We start from the raw sequence: 17,194 nt of genomic DNA, 5'->3' as shown, positions 1-17,194 counted from the left end.
ATATGATTAGAAAAGTAAAATATCAAGATATTGATTTTGAAAACTATAAAAAATGTTTAAACACTTCAGTACAACGGAAAAGTTATGCTTATCCACATTATCTTGATGTCGTAGCTGGTAAAGGCAACTGGGAAATCCTTGTAAAAGGTGATTACGAAGCAGTTATGCCAGTGCCGCTACAAAAAAAAATGGGATTGCAATTCGTGATTCTTCCTAAACTTTGTCAACAACTTGGTGTATTTTCAAAGATTGATGATGCTGATGTTAATCAAGAGTTTTATGAGGCTCTGCGTAAGCATTATGCGGTTTGGTATTATGCTTTTAATGATGTTAATGTTTTAAAAACCGATTTAGTTTCAAGGAAGAACTTCTTGATTCCTGTTGGAAATTATGAAGGAATTCGACAAAAATATTCACCAAAAAGAAAACGTAAATTAAGATTAGATCAAGAGGTTTTGGATAATTCTGAACGTATTTTGGTCACTGATTTTTCCGAAATCAAAAATTTTATTCAAAATAATAGTACTGGTGTTGAAGGTCAAGATTTGGATAATTTTATTTTACGTTTTGAGGAATTTCATAAATTAAATTTCGTTAAGTTTTATGGTTTTAAATACCATAACAAATGGATTAATATGATCGCCATGTACGAAGATGCCTTTTCGGCGATACTTTTGGGGACGTTTAATGATAAAGAATTTGTCAAACTTAGTGGTGCTTGTGTTTTAATAGACGACGCCATAAGATTAAATGTGGAACATAGAATATTTGATTTTGAAGGGAGCGAACTTCCAAATGTTGAAGAGTTTTTCCGTGGATTTCGCCCAGAACTAAAGCCTTACCATAGTTTTTCGAATCCTAAATCTAAAGTGATCCAAAAGGCTTTTTTCAAATTATTTTTCTAAAAATCTCCTATCTATATTAAGCTTTTGTAAAGCAAATAACTTTTATTAAATGTTTTAGTAAAAACAAGCATAATTATTATTAATTTTGCCACCTTATTTAAAATAAAATGTTCGACTCAGATTATTTTCCTTATGCCGTAACAATCTTGATTGCCATACCTTTTTTGGTGTTTGCAAAACAGTTTGTCTATGGCTTTCTTAACCTTAAGAAGAAGGAGTTACAACTAATCTCAGGGAAGTCTAATAACGATATTAAATTACAAGCTTACGAAAGAATGACACTGTTTTTAGAACGTCTAAAACCTTCGAATCTTGTGATGAAATTTGATAAAAACCTAGCCGTTCATGAGTTTTTATTTTTAGTTGAAAAAAGTATTAACGAAGAGTTTGAGTACAACGCATCACAACAATTGTACGTTAGCCAAACTTCATGGGATAACATTGTAACGTCTAAAAATAATGTCATACAGCTACTTCATAAGACTTACGAAAATCTCAGCGAGGACTCAAAACTCCAGGATTTTAAAACGGTTTTCTTAATGAATTACGTCAATGATGAAGACTATATCAGCGAAAGCATTGACGGCTTAAGAAATGATGTTAATAAATTAATTTAAAGATAAATAGTTTAATAAAATTATGATTCCAAATTTTAAATCGCATCCTTGGCACGGAATTGCTGTTGGACCAGATGCACCAAATGTAGTAACGGTTTTTGTAGAAATCGTACCTTCTGACACGATCAAATACGAAGTAGATAAAGAAACTGGTTTCCTTAAAGTGGACCGTCCTCAAAAATTTTCAAATATTATCCCAGCGGTTTACGGTTTTGTACCAAGAACTTATTGTGATGAAGAGGTAAAAAAACTGGCTATCGAGAGAGGTTCTACAGATGTTACAGAAGGTGATCACGATCCGCTAGATATTTTGGTGTTGAGCTCACATAACATTCATTCAGGTGGACTTTTGATGGATGCTATTCCAATCGGAGGTTTCAAGATGATTGACAAAGGAGAAGCTGATGACAAGATTATTTCTGTCTTAGTTGACGATCAAGTATATGGTCATATTCGTGACATTTCTGAACTTCCGAAAGCTGAAGTTTCTAGATTACAACATTACTTTTTGACTTACAAAAACTTACCTTTCGAACCTGCAAATTGTAGAATCGATGAGATCTACGGTGCAGATCATGCAAAAGAAGTTATTGTAGCTTCTCAAAAAGATTATGCTAAAAATTACGGTGGATAATTTTTAAAATAAAATTTCAATATTTATAGAAGAGTAGGCATTTTGTCTGCTCTTTTTGTTTTTAATGGATTTTGATTAAATTTTAATACAGATTCATTTTTAAAATTCAATAAGATTTTAAATAAATTTCCAAATTATTGTTTTTGCTTTAGTATTTGGTATTTTTTATATATTTATCAAACCAATCATATTTTTAATATTAAAACAATAAACTATGGATTTATTTTATTTAGTTCCTCTATTTGGAGTAGTCGGCTTATTGTATACTTTTTTTCAGAGTAATTGGGTTAGCAGGCAACCTGCAGGCAATGACCGAATGAAAGAAATTAGTGGTTACATCGCCGACGGTGCGATGGCTTTTTTAACCGCAGAATACAAAGTTCTCACTTATTTTGTCATTATTGTCGCCTTATTACTTGGCTTTATGGGTTTTTCGAATTCTAATTCGCATTGGTCAATCGGTTTAGCTTTCGTTATTGGTGCGGTTTTCAGCGCTTTAGCTGGTTTTATCGGTATGAAAATCGCAACCAAAGCCAATGTTAGAACAGCGGAAGCTGCTAAAACAAGTCTTTCTAAAGCACTAAAAGTTTCTTTCACAGGCGGTTCGGTCATGGGAATGGGCGTTGCTGGTTTAGCGGTTTTAGGTCTTGGTTCATTGTATCTTATTATTAAACATTTGATTGCGCCAGATGCACTGGTCAATTCTCACGAGATGGAACGCGCTATCGAAGTGCTTACTGGTTTTTCGTTGGGAGCAGAATCTATTGCGTTGTTTGCTCGTGTTGGTGGCGGTATTTATACAAAAGCTGCCGATGTTGGTGCCGATTTGGTGGGTAAAGTAGAAGCGGGTATTCCTGAAGATGATCCTCGAAATCCTGCGACTATTGCCGATAATGTTGGTGATAATGTTGGTGATGTTGCTGGGATGGGAGCCGATTTGTTTGGGTCTTATGTCGCAACGGTTTTAGCGACAATGGTTTTGGGAAGAGAAACTTTATCTGTCGATCAGTTTGGTGGTTTTGCGCCAATTCTTTTACCAATGTTAATTGCAGGTCTTGGTATTCTTTTCTCAATCTTCGGAACTTTCTTTGTTAAAATAAGTGATTCTGCAGGGCTTAATCCTTCTAAAGTTCAGAATGCGCTTAACTTGGGTAACTGGGGAAGTATTGTTATCACAGCAATTGCTTGCTACTTTTTAGTTCAATATATTTTACCAGAAAAAATGATACTTCGCGGTTTTGAGTTTACTCGAAATGGCGTTTTCGGAGCAATTATCGTTGGTTTGGTTGTCGGTACACTTATGAGTATCATTACAGAATATTATACAGCAATGGACAAACGTCCTGTTAAAAGCATTGTTCGACAATCAAGTACAGGTCACGCAACTAATATTATTGGCGGAATTTCTGTCGGTATGGAATCTACGATGCTTCCGATTTTAGTTTTAGCTGGAGGAATTTATGGATCCTATTTGTGCGCTGGACTTTATGGTGTTGCGATTGCCGCAGCGGGGATGATGGCGACGACGGCGATGCAATTGGCGATTGATGCCTTTGGACCAATCGCTGATAACGCAGGCGGCATTGCAGAAATGAGCGAGCTGCCTAGCGAAGTTCGTGAGAAAACTGATATTCTAGATGCAGTTGGTAATACGACTGCTGCGACAGGTAAAGGTTTTGCAATTGCTTCGGCTGCGTTGACGGCTTTGGCGCTGTTTGCGGCTTTTGTTGGAATAGCAGGTATTGATGGCATTGATATTTATCGCGCTGATGTTTTGGCTGGATTATTTGTTGGTGCGATGATTCCATTTATATTTTCGTCTTTGGCGATTACAGCAGTTGGTAAAGCTGCCATGGCCATGGTTGAGGAAGTTCGACGACAATTCCGAGAAATTCCAGGTATTCTGGAAGGCAAAGCAAAACCCGAATACGAAAAATGCGTTGCCATTTCTACAGATGCTTCTATTAAAAAAATGATGCCGCCAGGTGCAATTGCAATTTTATCACCTTTAATTATTGGTTTTGCTTTTGGTCCCGAAGTTTTGGGCGGATTTTTAGCAGGTGCAACTGTGAGTGGCGTTCTGTTAGGAATGTTCCAAAATAATGCTGGTGGTGCGTGGGATAATGCTAAAAAGTCTTTTGAAAAAGGTGTTGTCGTTAATGGCGTAACTTATTATAAAGGTTCGGATTTGCATAAAGCCTCAGTGACGGGCGATACAGTTGGTGATCCATTTAAAGATACTTCTGGACCATCTATGAATATTTTAATTAAATTAATGTCTATTGTTTCTTTGGTAATTGCACCAACATTGGCAAATATGTTCGGAGACAAAATTATTAAAGAACGTTTAGAAAAAATTGAAAATCTCAATTCTAAAATAATTTCTGGTTCTAACAAAAAGATTGAAATTATTGAAGAAAAGCCAGTTGTTTTAGGAACGATAAATGCCGATGGAGACTTTGTTTATGAACTTGGTGATCTTGAAAAAGTTACATTAAATTCTGGTCAAGACATTAAGCTTGGTGCCAATAGTCAACTTTATGATTTGTATAAAAAACTTAAAGTAAAAGATGCGAGTTTAGTTGATAAAACGGCTTGGTTTACAATTGAAAATCTTTATTTTGAATCTGGAAAAAGCAATTTGAAAGCTTCATCTGCATCGCAACTTAATAACCTAATTTCGATTATGAAGGATTTTCCGGATGTAAATGTAAAACTTGGTGGTTATACCGACAATACAGGTGATGTTGAGGGAAATAAAAAATTATCTCTAGAAAGAGCAAATGCTGCAAAACTAAAGATGACAGAGTCCGGAATTGCTGCCGATCGTATTGAAACTGAAGGTTATGGACAAGAGCACCCTGTATGCGAAGCGAATGATACGCCAGATTGTAAAGCTAAAAATCGAAGAATTGATGTCCGCGTGACAACATTATAGTTAGTAGTTTTGGAAGTGAAAGTCGACGAAAGTCGACTTTTTTGTTTGCGCTAAAAATTGGATAAAGATTTTAAAATTCAAATATATTCCCTATTTTTGAGCAATGGAAAATTTCGTTGTTTCAGCTAGAAAATACCGTCCGCAGGAGTTTGATACCGTTGTTGGTCAATCTCACATTACAGATACATTGGAGCATGCAATTGATGAAAATCAGTTGGCACAGGCATTATTGTTTTGTGGACCTCGTGGTGTTGGTAAAACGACTTGTGCGAGAATTTTAGCAAGAAAAATTAACGAAAAATCTGGCGCAAGCGATGACGATGGATTTGCTTTAAATATCTATGAGCTGGATGCCGCATCTAATAACTCAGTTGATGATATCCGAGAATTAACGGATCAGGTGCGATTTGCACCACAAGTCGGGAAGTTTAAAGTCTATATTATTGACGAGGTTCACATGTTGTCAACGGCTGCTTTTAATGCTTTTCTTAAAACATTGGAAGAACCACCTGCGCATGCCATATTCATTTTAGCAACAACGGAAAAACACAAGATTATTCCGACGATTTTGTCACGTTGTCAGATTTACGACTTCAAAAGAATCACCATTGAGGACATCCAAGATCATCTTAGAAAAATCGCTGACAAAGAAGGGGTAACTTATGAAGACGACGCACTTTATATGGTTGCACAAAAAGCGGATGGCGCTTTGCGTGACGCTTTATCGATTTTTGATAGATTATCAACCTTTTCCCAAAAGAATATTACTTTAGAAAAAGCGGCGGAAGTTCTTAATATCCTAGACTATGACCAATATCTTAACATTGTTGACTTAGCAAAAGAAAATAAAATTCCAGAAGTGTTAACCGCTTTTGATAGCATTGTTAAAAAAGGATTCGATCCGCATGTTTTTATTGCGGGATTGGGAAGTCATTTCCGTGATTTGATGATGTCACAAAATCCTCAAACTTTAGCATTAATCGAAGTTGGGGAGAAGACTAAACAAAAATTCTTTGACCAAAGTCAAAAATGGACGGCACAACAGTTAATTGACGCCATCGAAATTTGCAACTTTGCGGACATTAATTATAAAAATTCAAAAAATCCACGTTTGACAGTCGAGATTGCTTTAATGCAACTTTCGAGTCTTACTGCTGGCTTGGAAGCTAAAAAAAAAAGTTCTTAATATTAGCGCCACTTCTTCAAGCTAATCTTAAAACACCAACTACTTCAACGCCACAAGTGCCTCAAAATAAAGTACAAACTGAGGTTAAGAAATCTGCGCCTACTTTTCCTGAAGAACGTCCAAAAGTTGAAAAAGCATCGAAACCTTTGCAACAACAAGCGAGATCTTCGGAGTTCAGCATTAATGCATTTATGAACAAAAAAGAAGAGACGGAAGAACTTTTTGCACCTGCGGAAGAAGATTTACCAAAAGAGCATTTTTCTCAACCTGATGTCGAAAGAGAGTGGAAAGCTTTCCTTTTAAAGTTATCTAAAATAGATTCTGTGGCTTACAACGCCATTAACAATTTTAGACTGACAAAAACCCACGAAGATCAAATTGAAGTATTGTTTTCGTCATCAACTGCGAAAGCAGAATTCGATAAAGTTGCCGGAGAATTTGTGAATCATTTTAAACATAAAGTAAAAAATTATGGAATAAAACTTCACTTTAAAGAAGACAAAACGATTGTACAAGAAGTGATGACGAAGAAAAAATTATTCGAGAAATTTGCTGAGATTAATCCTGTTCTAAAGGATCTTAACGATTTGATGCGTTTTGATTTGACTTAAGATTTTTATCTAGATTTCATTTATTTTAAAAAAATGAAAAAAGATACTTTGTATTTGCGATAAAATTTTACCTTTGTATTGTATTTCTGCCTAAGTGTGGTAGATTATTTAATCAAAAATAGCTAATAAAACCTTTCTGATAAAGGAATTATCAATGGAATTAAACCAATTTCCATATTCAATAACTTTAGGATCTGCCGTTAATTTTGGTGGATTGGTTAGCTTTTTTGGTGCTTCTTATTATAGAAATTTTGGAAGTTCTTACCGATATTATTGGTACAGCTAACTAAATTTCTTTCTCAAAAAAAGTGCGTTTTTCGCATTTCAATAATCTTTTAAGATATTTTTTAAACGACATTTTTTTGGAAAAGAATTATAAATCTTTATTTATAACAGATTAACACGTGTAGTAACTCAGCAAATATTTAGATAAAATGAACTTAAACCAACTAGAAAATAAGTGGATAAAAGGCTTCGAAAAACCTGTCATTATTGCAGGCCCATGCTCTGCGGAAAGCGAAAGCCAGATGTTAGAAACCGCTAAAAGACTTAAAGAAAGTGATGCCGACGTTTCTGTATTCCGTGCAGGGATTTGGAAACCTCGAACTAAGCCAAACGGCTTTGAAGGTGTTGGCGTTATTGGTCTTAATTGGCTTAAAAAAGTGAAAGAAGAATATGGTTTCAAAACTGCAACGGAAGTGGCAAATGCACACCATGTTTTTGCAGCTTTGGAAGCGGATGTCGATGTATTGTGGATTGGCGCACGTTCGACGGTTAATCCCTTCACGGTTCAGGAGATTGCGCAGGCGCTTCGTGGTATTGATAAGCCCGTTTTGGTTAAAAACCCAGTGAATCCAGATTTGACTTTGTGGATTGGCGCTTTAGAAAGACTTTTAGGTCAAGATGTTAAGAATTTAGGTGTTATTCACCGAGGTTTCTCAACTTACCAAAAGACCAAATATCGTAATATCCCGAACTGGCAGATTGCTTTAGATTTCAAGCATCAATTCCCTAATATTCCAATGTTTATCGATCCGTCCCATATTTGCGGAAACAGAACAGGTTTGGCGGGCGTTACGCAGGAAGCTTTCAATGTTGGTTACGAAGGTGCGATTATTGAAAGTCATTGTAATCCTGATGAAGCGTGGAGTGATGCGTCACAACAGATTACACCAGAAGTTTTGGCGGATATGATTAACAGTATCCAGATTCGTAAATCTGATATTTCTGGTTACGAAGACGAGATGGGAAAACATAGAACTTTGATTAGCGATTTGGATTTTCAATTGATTGAGCTGTTGTCGCAACGTATGAAGATTTCTGAGAAAATTGGAACTTTGAAAAAAGAAAATAACATTGCGATTTTCCAGCCAGAACGTTGGAGAATTATTGCAGATTACGCCGCACAAAAAGCCAATGAATCTGGTATGAGTCACGAGTTTATCGAAAAAGTTTTCAAAGCGATACATGAAGAATCGATTGAAGTTCAGAATAAAATTATGATTAATAAATAAACGTTTTTGACGTCAATTTTTAAACTTCACTTCTATGATGTTGATTTTGCGAGAGCGATTAGAAATCCTTAGCTTTGTCAACGTTCTAAAAGTGAAGTTTTTTATTTAAAATTAATGCAAGGAATCGTCATTAAATCCACGGGAAGTTGGTATCAGGTTTTGGAGGAATCTGAGAAAAAAATCTATGAAGCACGCATCAGAGGAAAATTCAAATTGATTAAAACTAGATTGACAAATCCTTTGGCAGTGGGCGATTCTGTGGAATTTAATTTGGAGCAAGACGATATTGCGTGGATTACTAAAATTTTTCCTCGCAAGAACTATATCATCCGAAAGTCGGTTAATCTTTCTAAGGAAGCGCATATTATCGCTTCTAATATGGATTTAGCTTGTATTATTTTTACACTAAAACGTCCTGAGACTTCTTTAGGATTCTTAGATCGCTTTTTGGCGTGTTGTGAATCCTATGATATAAAACCGTTAATTTTATTTAATAAAGTCGATGTTCTTTCTGATGAGGAGTTGGAAATCTTAAACGAGATGCAAGCAATCTATGCTGAAATTGGTTATGATAGCCTTGAAATTTCTTCTTATGCACATCTTAATCTTGAAGCTTTAAAAGACTTTATTAAAGGTAAAACGTCTTTGTTTTTCGGTCATTCGGGAAGTGGAAAGTCAACTTTGGTGAATGCCTTACAACCTGACCTTAACATTAAAACGGGCGAAATATCGGATGTTCATCTTAAAGGAAAACACACGACAACTTTTGCACAAATGCACTTTTGGAATTTTGGAGGAAGTGTGATTGACACGCCTGGCGTTAGAGAGTTTGCACTTATTGATGTTGAAAAAGAGGAGATTCAACATTATTTTCCAGAGATTTTTAGAATGTCGCAGAATTGTAAGTTTCATAACTGTCTACATATTAATGAACCTAAATGCGCTGTTCTAGATGCCGTCGAAAATGACGTAATCGAAGGCAGTCGCTATATCAATTATCTAAAATTGATGGAAGAAGCGGAAGAACAACAAGTAAAATAAATTTTATAACATTTTTTTCTGTTGAGAAGAAAATTGGAAAAGGCTTTCAGGGTTTAAAACCCTGAAAGCCTTTTTTTATTATGAAGTAAAACGCAATAAAACCAGCAGATTGTTGCGGCCCAGATGGAACGGCATGTTGGAGCTCCTTTTTGAGATGGCTTTGGTACTTCGACTCCGCTCAGTAGCCTCCTAGAATTAGCCATACTAAAAAAAGCGACTAGTGACAGCTGGAAATGGCGCCCAAAGAATTTTTGTCGTGTTGATGCGGTTTTCCAGGCTAATTATTATAAAACAAAAAACCCAGCCGAAGCTGGGTAAAAACTAATAACCATGAAAACTCAAATTAAACATGAGAATCATAATAATAGTAGCAAACTGTGTGCCAAAAATTATTACTATCTCTTATTGAGAAATTCAGTGACAAATATATATAAAAAATTGTAAATTTGCATAGTATATAATTAAAAAATCAATGTCAGGAAAAATTACATTCACCATGATTAAGCCAGATGCGGTTGCAGATGGACATATTGGTGCTATTTTAGGGAAAATTGCAGAAGCAGGATTCAAGATCAAAGCTTTAAAACTTACTCAGCTTACAATAGCTGACGCTAAGAAATTCTACGAAGTTCACTCAGAAAGACCTTTCTACGGTGAGTTGGTAGATTTTATGTCTTCTGGACCAATCGTTGCTGCAGTTTTGGAAAAAGATAATGCTGTGGAAGATTTCAGAACATTAATCGGTGCTACTAACCCTGCTGATGCTGCGGAAGGTACGATCAGAAAAATGTTTGCAAGAAGCGTTGGAGAAAATGCTGTACACGGTTCAGACTCTGATGAGAATGCTTTAATCGAAGCGCAATTCCATTTTTCTGGAAGAGAAATTTTCTAAGAAATTTTTTAAAGAAAAATAAAAGCGACACCTTTTGGATGTCGCTTTTTATTGTTTAGAACTTTAATTAAAATTAAAGTTTTAAAAGTTCGATGGTTTTTGCTGGATTTTCGGAAGCGAAAACGGCGTTACCCGCAACCAAAACATCTGCGCCAGCGTCAAATAACTTAGAAGCGTTGTCTAGATTAACACCGCCATCAACTTGGATTAATGCTGTTGAGTTGTTATCCAAAATCATGTCTTTGGTTTCTTTCACTTTTTTATAAGTGTTTTCAATGAATTTTTGTCCTCCAAAGCCTGGGTTTACACTCATTATTAAAACCAAATCAACTTCTTTGATAATGTCTTCCAACAAAATAACTGGCGTAGCTGGATTAAGTACAACTCCCGCTTTTGCGCCTTTATCTTGGATTTGATTAATCACGCGATGAAGATGCGTGCAAGCTTCCAAATGTACAGAAACCAAGTCTGCGCCCATGTTGATGAACTCGTCCACATATTTTTCTGGTTCAACAATCATTAAATGAACGTCAACAAATTTCTTTGCGTGTGCTTGCACGGTTTTCATCACAGGAAAACCAAAAGAAATGTTTGGTACAAAGCGACCATCCATCACGTCAACGTGTAACCAATCTGCTTGGCTTTCATTTAGCATTTCGATGTCGCGTTGCAGGTTTCCAAAATCTGCTGATAAAAGCGATGGTGCGATTAATTTATTTTTCATTTTTACAAATTAGATTTACTTTTTAAGTTTTAGATTTTATTTAATGATATTTTAGATTCATGTCTGGTTTTATTTTCAGAAGGCTTTCGTATATTAATTTAATAACATTGCTAACATCTTCTTTAGAAACCATTTCTACCGTCGTGTGCATATAACGCAAAGGCAAAGAAATTAATGCGCTTGGTACGCCACCATTAGAATGTGCGAAAGCATCAGTATCTGTTCCTGTTGCACGACTTGCTGCTGCGCGTTGGAAAGGGATTTTCTTGCTTTTTGCTGCGTCAACAATCAATTCTCTAATCGTGTGATGAACACTTGGCGCAAAGAAAACAACAGGTCCATCGCCACATTTTTGGTCACCCTCTTTTTTCTTATCGATCATCGGTGTGGTCGTATCGTGCGTAACATCTGTGACAATCGCGATATTTGGTTTGATGGTGTCGGCAATCATTTGTGCACCATAAAGACCAACTTCTTCTTGCACCGAATTGGTGATGTAAAGTCCAAAAGGAAGTTTCTTTTTGTTCTCTTTTAAAAGACGTGCAACTTCGGCAATCATAAAACCACCGATTCTGTTGTCTAAAGCACGACAAACAAAATAACGGTCATTTAATTCAAAAAACTCATCTGGATAAGTGATCATACAACCAACATATATTCCCAAATCTTCAACTTCTTGTTTGGTTGTTGCGCCGCAATCGATAAAGATATTTTCGATTTTTGGTGTTGGTTCGTTTTGATTAGCACTTCTGGTATGGATTGCTGGCCAACCGAAAACGCCTTTCACTAAGCCCTTTTCACCATGGATATTTACCACTTTGGAAGGAGCGATGGTTTGGTCTGATCCACCATTTCTGATAACATATATTAAACCATCATCTGTAATATAATTAACATACCAGCTGATTTCGTCGGCATGCGCTTCAATCACTACTTTGAAGTCGGCTTCGGGATTTATAATGCCATAAGCGGTTCCGTAATGATCGTATTCTATCTTATCGACATAGTTCTTGATATAGTCTGTCCAGATTTTTTGTCCAGCGTGTTCGTAGCCAGTAGGAGAGGCTACATTAAGATATTCTTGTAAAAATTTTAATGATTTTTTTTCAAATTTCATAATAGGAATGATTTTTGATAATTGACAAACTCCAATTGTGAGGTAAAAGTAATGAAATTTTATAAGTTATTTTTAGTTTTAAGCATCTTTGTAGGCGCTTTTGCAATGGCTCAAAATGATTCTGATCTTAATCAGGTTCCTAAAGCGCTAAGCGAAATGCCAAAAGACAAACTAAAAAAAGATGAGTTCGGGAATTGGTATTATTATGATGAAGTTCAAAAAGCTAAAATCTATGATATCAATGGGGAGCAAGTGATTGTAATGGATGAGTTGTTGATAAGAGCTAATCCAAAATTTAATAACCAGTTAGATCGTAATTTTTATTTTTTTCTAAATAAAAAGTTAAACCGGGTATATCCTTTATTTGTACATGCACTTGAACAATATCGAGGCTTAGTGAATGAAACGGCTACAATGGACGAAAGGTCGAAAGCTAAGTATATTAAAAAACGTCAAGAAGAATTGGCGAACGAATATGAAAAGCAATTACGCGATTTGACAACAACAGAAGGTCAGGTTTTTGCAAAATTGATGAATCGTGCTACTGGCAAAACGGTATACGAAATTATCCGTGAGCTACGCGGTGGTTGGAGTGCTTTTTGGTGGAATGTTAAGGGAAATATGGCAGATGTAAGTTTAAAAACCCCTTATGATCCGCATAAATATCGTGAAGATAATTTTATTGAAAGCCTTTTGATAAGTAATTGGAATTATGGTTATCTAGAACCTTATCCAGGTTATCAAGATTTTAAAATAGGAAAATAGTAATTAGTTATTTATAGATATTGTTGTTTTAATTTTTCAAAAACAATATTGTCGATTGGTAATGGAAATGGGTTTTCTTGGTCAAAGGGAACCCATTCTGCTGTCTCGATGCAAGGGTCAATAATCAACATATCTTCCTCATTGATGATTTCGCACAGATAATATATAGTCATTAATTGCTCATTATCTCGAAATCTCGATACTAAAAAATCTTCTTGTGTGTAAAAGTGACTTACAACCTTGATTTCAAGATTTAATTCTTCATTGAATTCTCTTTTTAAACATTCGATAACACTTTCACCGAATTCTAATCCACCGCCAGGAAGTTTAAGAAGATGTTCGCCAGCATATTCTTCATGTAGAGCCAATACCGATTGATTTTTTATACAGATTCCGTACACGCGAAGGTTAATCTTATCTATCATTGTTAAATTTTTCTTTTATAAATATAGGTCTTTTATTTAAAATAAAATTTTGAAAATTTGAATTAAATAATTGACTAAAGTTTTCTAGCATTGATCATTTCGCGCTTTCCGGGAGGGCCGGCTAGTTTTTCTACATCAAAGTTTAATTCTTTTAAAGCGCGTTTCAGACTACCTTTAGAAGAATATGTTGTTAGAAGTCCATCTGGATTCATGGTGTTAGCAACGATTTCGATAAGAGGTTTTTCCCAAAGATCTGGTTGCACTTTCGCACCAAAACAATCGAAGTATACCAAGTCAATTTTTGGTAGTTCCAAGTTTTTAATATCGAAGAAATCTGCTTTTATCTTTGTTAAAAAAAAGTTTGGGATAATTTCCGTTGCTTCACCCCAATTAGCCGCATGAATTTTTTTTTCAATTTCAGAAATTTCGAGATTGTCAAAAAGTTTTGCATAATCTAAGGCAAGAAGTTCGTCATTGGAAATGGGATATTTTTCGATACCAAAGTAGTGAATTATATGATTTTTGTCATTTCGTAATAATGCATTAATTGTTACTAAAACGTTAAGACCTGTCCCAAATCCTAGTTCAAGAATGTTAAATTGGTAACGATTTATTTTTATTAATCCATTTTTGATAAATACATGTTCTGCTTCTTGTAAAGCCCCGTTGTGCGAATGGTAGGTTTCGTTTAAATCTTTGATATATAGTGTTTTACTTCCATCTAGAGTCGTGATAATTTCGCGATTCATATTCTTTTTTTTCAAATATAAACTTAATTTTTGAGATTTAAAAAATTATTATATATTTGTAAGACTACATAAAAAATTTCAAAAATGATAATTCAAAAGACAGAAAATTCTAAGCTACCTACTTTTGATCCTAATAACTTTTCGTTCGGAGATACTTTTATCGATCACATGATTATTTGTGAGTACGAAAACGGAAAATGGGGTGATGTTAAATTAGTTCCTTACGGACCACTTCCTTTCACGCCAGCGATGATGGGAGTTAACTACGGGCAAGCTTGTTTCGAAGGGATGAAGGCTTACAAAGACGAAAACGATGATGTCTTCTTATTCCGTCCTGAAAAGAATTTTGAAAGAATTAATAAGTCAGCAAAGCGTCTTGCGATTCCAGAAATTCCAAGAGAAGCTTTTATCGACGGGCTTAATGCTTTGGTTGATATCGATAGAGAATGGATCCCGAAAGGAGAAGGGATGTCATTATACATTCGTCCAGTAGTTTTTGCAACGGAAGAAGTTTTAAAAGCTAGAGTGTCTAACAAATATATGTTTGCGATTGTTGCAACGCCGGCTAAGAGTTATTATTCTGCGCCAGTATCTGTAAAGATTTCAGATTATTATTCTCGTTCAGCTAACGGAGGTGTTGGTTTTGCAAAAGCAGCTGGTAATTATGCAGCATCTTTTTATCCAACGCAATTAGCAATTGATGAAGGTTATGACCAAGTAATCTGGACAGATGACGCAACACACGAATATTTCGAAGAAAGTGGTACGATGAACGTTTTTGTACGTATCAACGATACAATCTACACACCAAAAACTTCTGAAAAGATCTTGGATGGTGTTACAAGAGATAGTTTCTTACAATTAGCAGAGCGTAATGGTATCGACGTAGTTGTTGGTGACGTTAAAGTTGCTGATGTTGTTGCAGCACTTAAAGATGGTAGTCTAAAAGAAGCTTGGGGCGTTGGTACAGCAGTTGTAACAACTAGATTCGAAGCTATTGGTTATGGTGATGAGAAGTTTGCGCTTCCTACATTGGCAGACGAAGATAGTTTTGCTTTCATCCTTAAAAAAGCTTTGGTTGATATCCAAACAAACCACGCTGAAGATCCATTCGGATGGAGAGTTAAGGTTGATAGAAAATACTAAAATATCTCTTAAAATATCATAAAGTCGGTTTTAACCGACTTTTTTTGTGTCCATATATGTGAAGAAATGACTAATAATTTCTTATTTTCGCACAGTATTTATGAAAAAAATAATTCTTATCAGTATTGCAATGTTGGGTTCTTGCGCAAAGCAAAGTCCAATCTACGACTCCACGACAAATGAAGTTAGCCATGACGAGATGGAAGCTTCAAAAACAAGAAATAAAAACTTGAATAATGAAGAGCGCCATCAGATACAAGAATGGATTAAAAGTCAGGATAAAAAATACTATCCAATGGGCATGAACTATTGGGTGGATATCGAAAACCTAGCTTCGGAACCGAAGAAAAATGATGGTGAAAAAGTTAGTTATACTTACGATATCTATGATTTTGATATGGTTAAATTATACGAAAACGCCAAACAAATTAAAGATCAAGAATTAGGAAAGTTTGATGAACTAAGACCTGTAGAGGATGCAGTTCGACACATGAAGAAAGGATCGGAAGCAACACTTCTTATCCCATCAGCATTAGCTTTTGGATCCTATGGTGATAATGATAAGATAAGCAGTGATATGCCGATTATTGTTAAAATAAAGACACTTTAATTAAAAGATATATATGAAAAAATTACTATTTGTACCGGTAGTATTAACATTATTAAATTGTAAAACATTGGAAATAGACAAAGAAACTTACAACAGTCTTTCGGATGGTTTGTATGCGAAAATGCAAACATCAAAAGGTGAAATGCTAATCAAATTAGAAGACGAAAAAGCACCAGTTACAGTGGCTAACTTCGTAGGATTAGCGGAAGGTAAAATCCCAAATAAAGCTAAAGCGGATAAAGTACCATTTTATGATGGGACAATTTTTCACCGTGTTATCAAAGATTTCATGATCCAAGGTGGAGATCCACAAGGGACGGGAATGGGCGATCCAGGCTATAAATTTGCTGATGAAAAAAACGACCTAAAACATACAGGAAAAGGAATCCTTTCTATGGCTAATTCTGGTCCTAATACCAACGGCTCTCAGTTCTTCATTACAGAAGTTGCGACGCCATGGTTGGATGGTAGACATACAATCTTCGGGAAAGTAGTGAAAGGTGAAGACGTTATCGACACCATCGCAAATGTTGAAAAAGGTCCTAACGACAAGCCAAAAGAAGATATCGTTCTTCAAAAATTAACAGTTTTCAGCAAAGGAGATCAATATAAAAAATACGATCCTGCAAAAACTTTCGAAGAAGGAAAAGCTAAAATCGAAGAAAAAAACAAAGCTTTCGCTGCTAAAGAAGAAGCTGATCGTCTTAAAAAGTTACAAGAATTCCAAGCAAATCAAGATAAATTGGTTAATGAGTTGAAAGCTGGTATGCAGTCAACGCCGTCAGGTTTATTCTACAAAATAACAAAGCAAAATCCTTCTGGAAAATCGCCCAAAACTGGCGATGTAGTTTCTGTACATTACGCTGGTAAATTGGTTGATGGAGAAGAATTCGATAACTCTTTCAAAAGAGGCGAACCTATCCAAATTCCGATTGGTGTTGGACAAGTAATCAAAGGTTGGGACGAAGGTATACAATTGCTTAAAGAGGGCGAAGCAGCAACGTTGTTGATTCCTGCAAGCCTTGGTTACGGCGAAAGAGGCGCTGGTGGGGTAATTCCGGCTAATGCTTGGTTGATTTTCGATGTAGAATTAGTAAAAGTAGGAAGTTAATATTCTCTAGTTTACAAGATAAAAAAATCCGATTCAACTGAATCGGATTTTTTTATGGGTAGTATCTCACTAACTGTGTAAGTTGAAAAGTTATTCTGAAAAATTTTGAGCCCTCAAAGCTCAAAAAAAAAATTTCGGAAACCTAACGAAGTGGTTCGGCGAAGCCAAATAACTTTTTACTATTTTTAAACATTATACAGTTATGATCG

Annotated in this window: 18 protein-coding genes; 14 read left to right on the top strand and 4 right to left on the bottom strand. The window is 35.5% G+C overall.

Annotation, left to right across the window (positions count from 1 at the left end; all coding sequences use genetic code 11):
- The first annotated feature begins 2 nt into the window (after window positions 1-2).
- From AC23MB_RS06850 to AC23MB_RS06805, 10 genes are all read left to right on the top strand, one after another.
- On the top strand, window positions 3-905 hold the full coding sequence (locus AC23MB_RS06850; protein ID WP_374330617.1) for a hypothetical protein: 903 nt from the start codon (window positions 3-5) through the stop codon (window positions 903-905).
- 107 nt (window positions 906-1,012) lie between these two features.
- Window positions 1,013-1,522 carry a DUF7935 family protein gene (locus AC23MB_RS06845; protein ID WP_374330619.1) on the top strand — a complete coding sequence of 170 codons (510 nt, stop codon included), beginning with the start codon at window positions 1,013-1,015 and terminating at the stop codon, window positions 1,520-1,522.
- Window positions 1,523-1,544: 22 nt separating this feature from the next.
- Entirely contained in the window at window positions 1,545-2,156 is a 612-nt protein-coding gene (locus tag AC23MB_RS06840) for an inorganic pyrophosphatase (protein WP_079666985.1), read from the top strand.
- Between the two features lie 214 nt (window positions 2,157-2,370).
- The gene (locus AC23MB_RS06835; protein ID WP_487786842.1) at window positions 2,371-5,094 is read left to right on the top strand and encodes a sodium-translocating pyrophosphatase; all 2,724 of its coding nucleotides are present in this window, start codon (window positions 2,371-2,373) and stop codon (window positions 5,092-5,094) included.
- A 103-nt stretch (window positions 5,095-5,197) separates the two neighbouring features.
- The gene (dnaX, locus tag AC23MB_RS06830) at window positions 5,198-6,280 is read left to right on the top strand and encodes a DNA polymerase III subunit gamma/tau (RefSeq protein ID WP_313215755.1); all 1,083 of its coding nucleotides are present in this window, start codon (window positions 5,198-5,200) and stop codon (window positions 6,278-6,280) included.
- A 56-nt stretch (window positions 6,281-6,336) separates the two neighbouring features.
- The gene (locus AC23MB_RS06825; RefSeq protein WP_409508251.1) at window positions 6,337-6,891 is read left to right on the top strand and encodes a hypothetical protein; all 555 of its coding nucleotides are present in this window, start codon (window positions 6,337-6,339) and stop codon (window positions 6,889-6,891) included.
- Between the two features lie 154 nt (window positions 6,892-7,045).
- Window positions 7,046-7,177: a hypothetical protein gene (locus tag AC23MB_RS06820; RefSeq protein WP_487786841.1), complete on the top strand. Its 132-nt coding sequence runs from the start codon at window positions 7,046-7,048 to the stop codon at window positions 7,175-7,177.
- 148 nt (window positions 7,178-7,325) lie between these two features.
- The gene (locus tag AC23MB_RS06815) at window positions 7,326-8,405 is read left to right on the top strand and encodes a chorismate mutase (RefSeq protein ID WP_487786840.1); all 1,080 of its coding nucleotides are present in this window, start codon (window positions 7,326-7,328) and stop codon (window positions 8,403-8,405) included.
- Window positions 8,406-8,519: 114 nt separating this feature from the next.
- On the top strand, window positions 8,520-9,446 hold the full coding sequence (gene rsgA, locus AC23MB_RS06810; protein ID WP_374330629.1) for a ribosome small subunit-dependent GTPase A: 927 nt from the start codon (window positions 8,520-8,522) through the stop codon (window positions 9,444-9,446).
- A gap of 472 nt (window positions 9,447-9,918) precedes the next feature.
- A complete protein-coding gene (locus tag AC23MB_RS06805; RefSeq protein WP_079665896.1) occupies window positions 9,919-10,338 on the top strand; it encodes a nucleoside-diphosphate kinase in 420 nt (139 codons plus the stop codon).
- A 73-nt stretch (window positions 10,339-10,411) separates the two neighbouring features.
- On the opposite strand, the gene rpe is transcribed toward AC23MB_RS06805, so the two are convergent.
- Window positions 10,412-11,062: a ribulose-phosphate 3-epimerase gene (gene rpe / locus AC23MB_RS06800; RefSeq protein WP_313031637.1), complete on the bottom strand. Its 651-nt coding sequence runs from the start codon at window positions 11,060-11,062 to the stop codon at window positions 10,412-10,414.
- Between the two features lie 40 nt (window positions 11,063-11,102).
- Entirely contained in the window at window positions 11,103-12,179 is a 1,077-nt protein-coding gene (locus AC23MB_RS06795; RefSeq protein WP_312323463.1) for a M28 family peptidase, read from the bottom strand.
- 51 nt (window positions 12,180-12,230) lie between these two features.
- On the opposite strand from AC23MB_RS06795, the gene AC23MB_RS06790 reads away from it, so the two are divergent.
- A complete protein-coding gene (locus AC23MB_RS06790) occupies window positions 12,231-12,944 on the top strand; it encodes a DUF4294 domain-containing protein (RefSeq protein ID WP_312323464.1) in 714 nt (237 codons plus the stop codon).
- Between the two features lie 11 nt (window positions 12,945-12,955).
- Here the strand turns inward: AC23MB_RS06790 and AC23MB_RS06785 are convergent, their stop codons facing one another.
- Window positions 12,956-13,369: an NUDIX domain-containing protein gene (locus AC23MB_RS06785; RefSeq protein WP_374330635.1), complete on the bottom strand. Its 414-nt coding sequence runs from the start codon at window positions 13,367-13,369 to the stop codon at window positions 12,956-12,958.
- Between the two features lie 74 nt (window positions 13,370-13,443).
- Complete coding sequence (gene mnmC2 / locus AC23MB_RS06780; RefSeq protein ID WP_313031646.1) at window positions 13,444-14,118, bottom strand: tRNA (5-methylaminomethyl-2-thiouridine)(34)-methyltransferase MnmC2; 675 nt, start codon at window positions 14,116-14,118, stop codon at window positions 13,444-13,446.
- Between the two features lie 84 nt (window positions 14,119-14,202).
- Here mnmC2 and AC23MB_RS06775 point away from each other — a divergent pair, with 84 nt between their 5' ends.
- The 3 genes from AC23MB_RS06775 (at window position 14,203) to AC23MB_RS06765 (ending at window position 16,985) form a co-directional block, all read left to right on the top strand.
- Complete coding sequence (locus AC23MB_RS06775) at window positions 14,203-15,264, top strand: branched-chain amino acid aminotransferase (RefSeq protein ID WP_312323468.1); 1,062 nt, start codon at window positions 14,203-14,205, stop codon at window positions 15,262-15,264.
- A 100-nt stretch (window positions 15,265-15,364) separates the two neighbouring features.
- On the top strand, window positions 15,365-15,874 hold the full coding sequence (locus AC23MB_RS06770; protein WP_312323469.1) for an FKBP-type peptidyl-prolyl cis-trans isomerase: 510 nt from the start codon (window positions 15,365-15,367) through the stop codon (window positions 15,872-15,874).
- Between the two features lie 13 nt (window positions 15,875-15,887).
- Window positions 15,888-16,985: a peptidylprolyl isomerase gene (locus tag AC23MB_RS06765; protein WP_487786839.1), complete on the top strand. Its 1,098-nt coding sequence runs from the start codon at window positions 15,888-15,890 to the stop codon at window positions 16,983-16,985.
- The last annotated feature ends 209 nt before the right edge of the window (window positions 16,986-17,194 follow it).

The organism is Soonwooa sp. T0.1_25 (assembly GCF_057652215.1).
Note: the sequence above shows the minus strand (reverse complement) of the source record. Positions and strands in the feature narration are given on the sequence as shown.

What these genes read in the sequence shown, in the direction of transcription:
- AC23MB_RS06850 (WP_374330617.1), top strand. Translation starts at nt 3, where the DNA reads ATGATTAGAAAAGTAAAATATCAAGATATTGATTTTGAAAACTATAAA.
- AC23MB_RS06845 (WP_374330619.1), top strand. Translation starts at nt 1,013, where the DNA reads ATGTTCGACTCAGATTATTTTCCTTATGCCGTAACAATCTTGATTGCC.
- AC23MB_RS06840 (WP_079666985.1), top strand. Translation starts at nt 1,545, where the DNA reads ATGATTCCAAATTTTAAATCGCATCCTTGGCACGGAATTGCTGTTGGA.
- AC23MB_RS06835 (WP_487786842.1), top strand. Translation starts at nt 2,371, where the DNA reads ATGGATTTATTTTATTTAGTTCCTCTATTTGGAGTAGTCGGCTTATTG.
- dnaX (WP_313215755.1), top strand. Translation starts at nt 5,198, where the DNA reads ATGGAAAATTTCGTTGTTTCAGCTAGAAAATACCGTCCGCAGGAGTTT.
- AC23MB_RS06820 (WP_487786841.1), top strand. Translation starts at nt 7,046, where the DNA reads ATGGAATTAAACCAATTTCCATATTCAATAACTTTAGGATCTGCCGTT.
- AC23MB_RS06815 (WP_487786840.1), top strand. Translation starts at nt 7,326, where the DNA reads ATGAACTTAAACCAACTAGAAAATAAGTGGATAAAAGGCTTCGAAAAA.
- rsgA (WP_374330629.1), top strand. Translation starts at nt 8,520, where the DNA reads ATGCAAGGAATCGTCATTAAATCCACGGGAAGTTGGTATCAGGTTTTG.
- AC23MB_RS06805 (WP_079665896.1), top strand. Translation starts at nt 9,919, where the DNA reads ATGTCAGGAAAAATTACATTCACCATGATTAAGCCAGATGCGGTTGCA.
- rpe (WP_313031637.1), bottom strand. Translation starts at nt 11,062, where the DNA reads ATGAAAAATAAATTAATCGCACCATCGCTTTTATCAGCAGATTTTGGA.
- AC23MB_RS06795 (WP_312323463.1), bottom strand. Translation starts at nt 12,179, where the DNA reads ATGAAATTTGAAAAAAAATCATTAAAATTTTTACAAGAATATCTTAAT.
- AC23MB_RS06790 (WP_312323464.1), top strand. Translation starts at nt 12,231, where the DNA reads ATGAAATTTTATAAGTTATTTTTAGTTTTAAGCATCTTTGTAGGCGCT.
- AC23MB_RS06785 (WP_374330635.1), bottom strand. Translation starts at nt 13,369, where the DNA reads ATGATAGATAAGATTAACCTTCGCGTGTACGGAATCTGTATAAAAAAT.
- mnmC2 (WP_313031646.1), bottom strand. Translation starts at nt 14,118, where the DNA reads ATGAATCGCGAAATTATCACGACTCTAGATGGAAGTAAAACACTATAT.
- AC23MB_RS06775 (WP_312323468.1), top strand. Translation starts at nt 14,203, where the DNA reads ATGATAATTCAAAAGACAGAAAATTCTAAGCTACCTACTTTTGATCCT.
- AC23MB_RS06770 (WP_312323469.1), top strand. Translation starts at nt 15,365, where the DNA reads ATGAAAAAAATAATTCTTATCAGTATTGCAATGTTGGGTTCTTGCGCA.
- AC23MB_RS06765 (WP_487786839.1), top strand. Translation starts at nt 15,888, where the DNA reads ATGAAAAAATTACTATTTGTACCGGTAGTATTAACATTATTAAATTGT.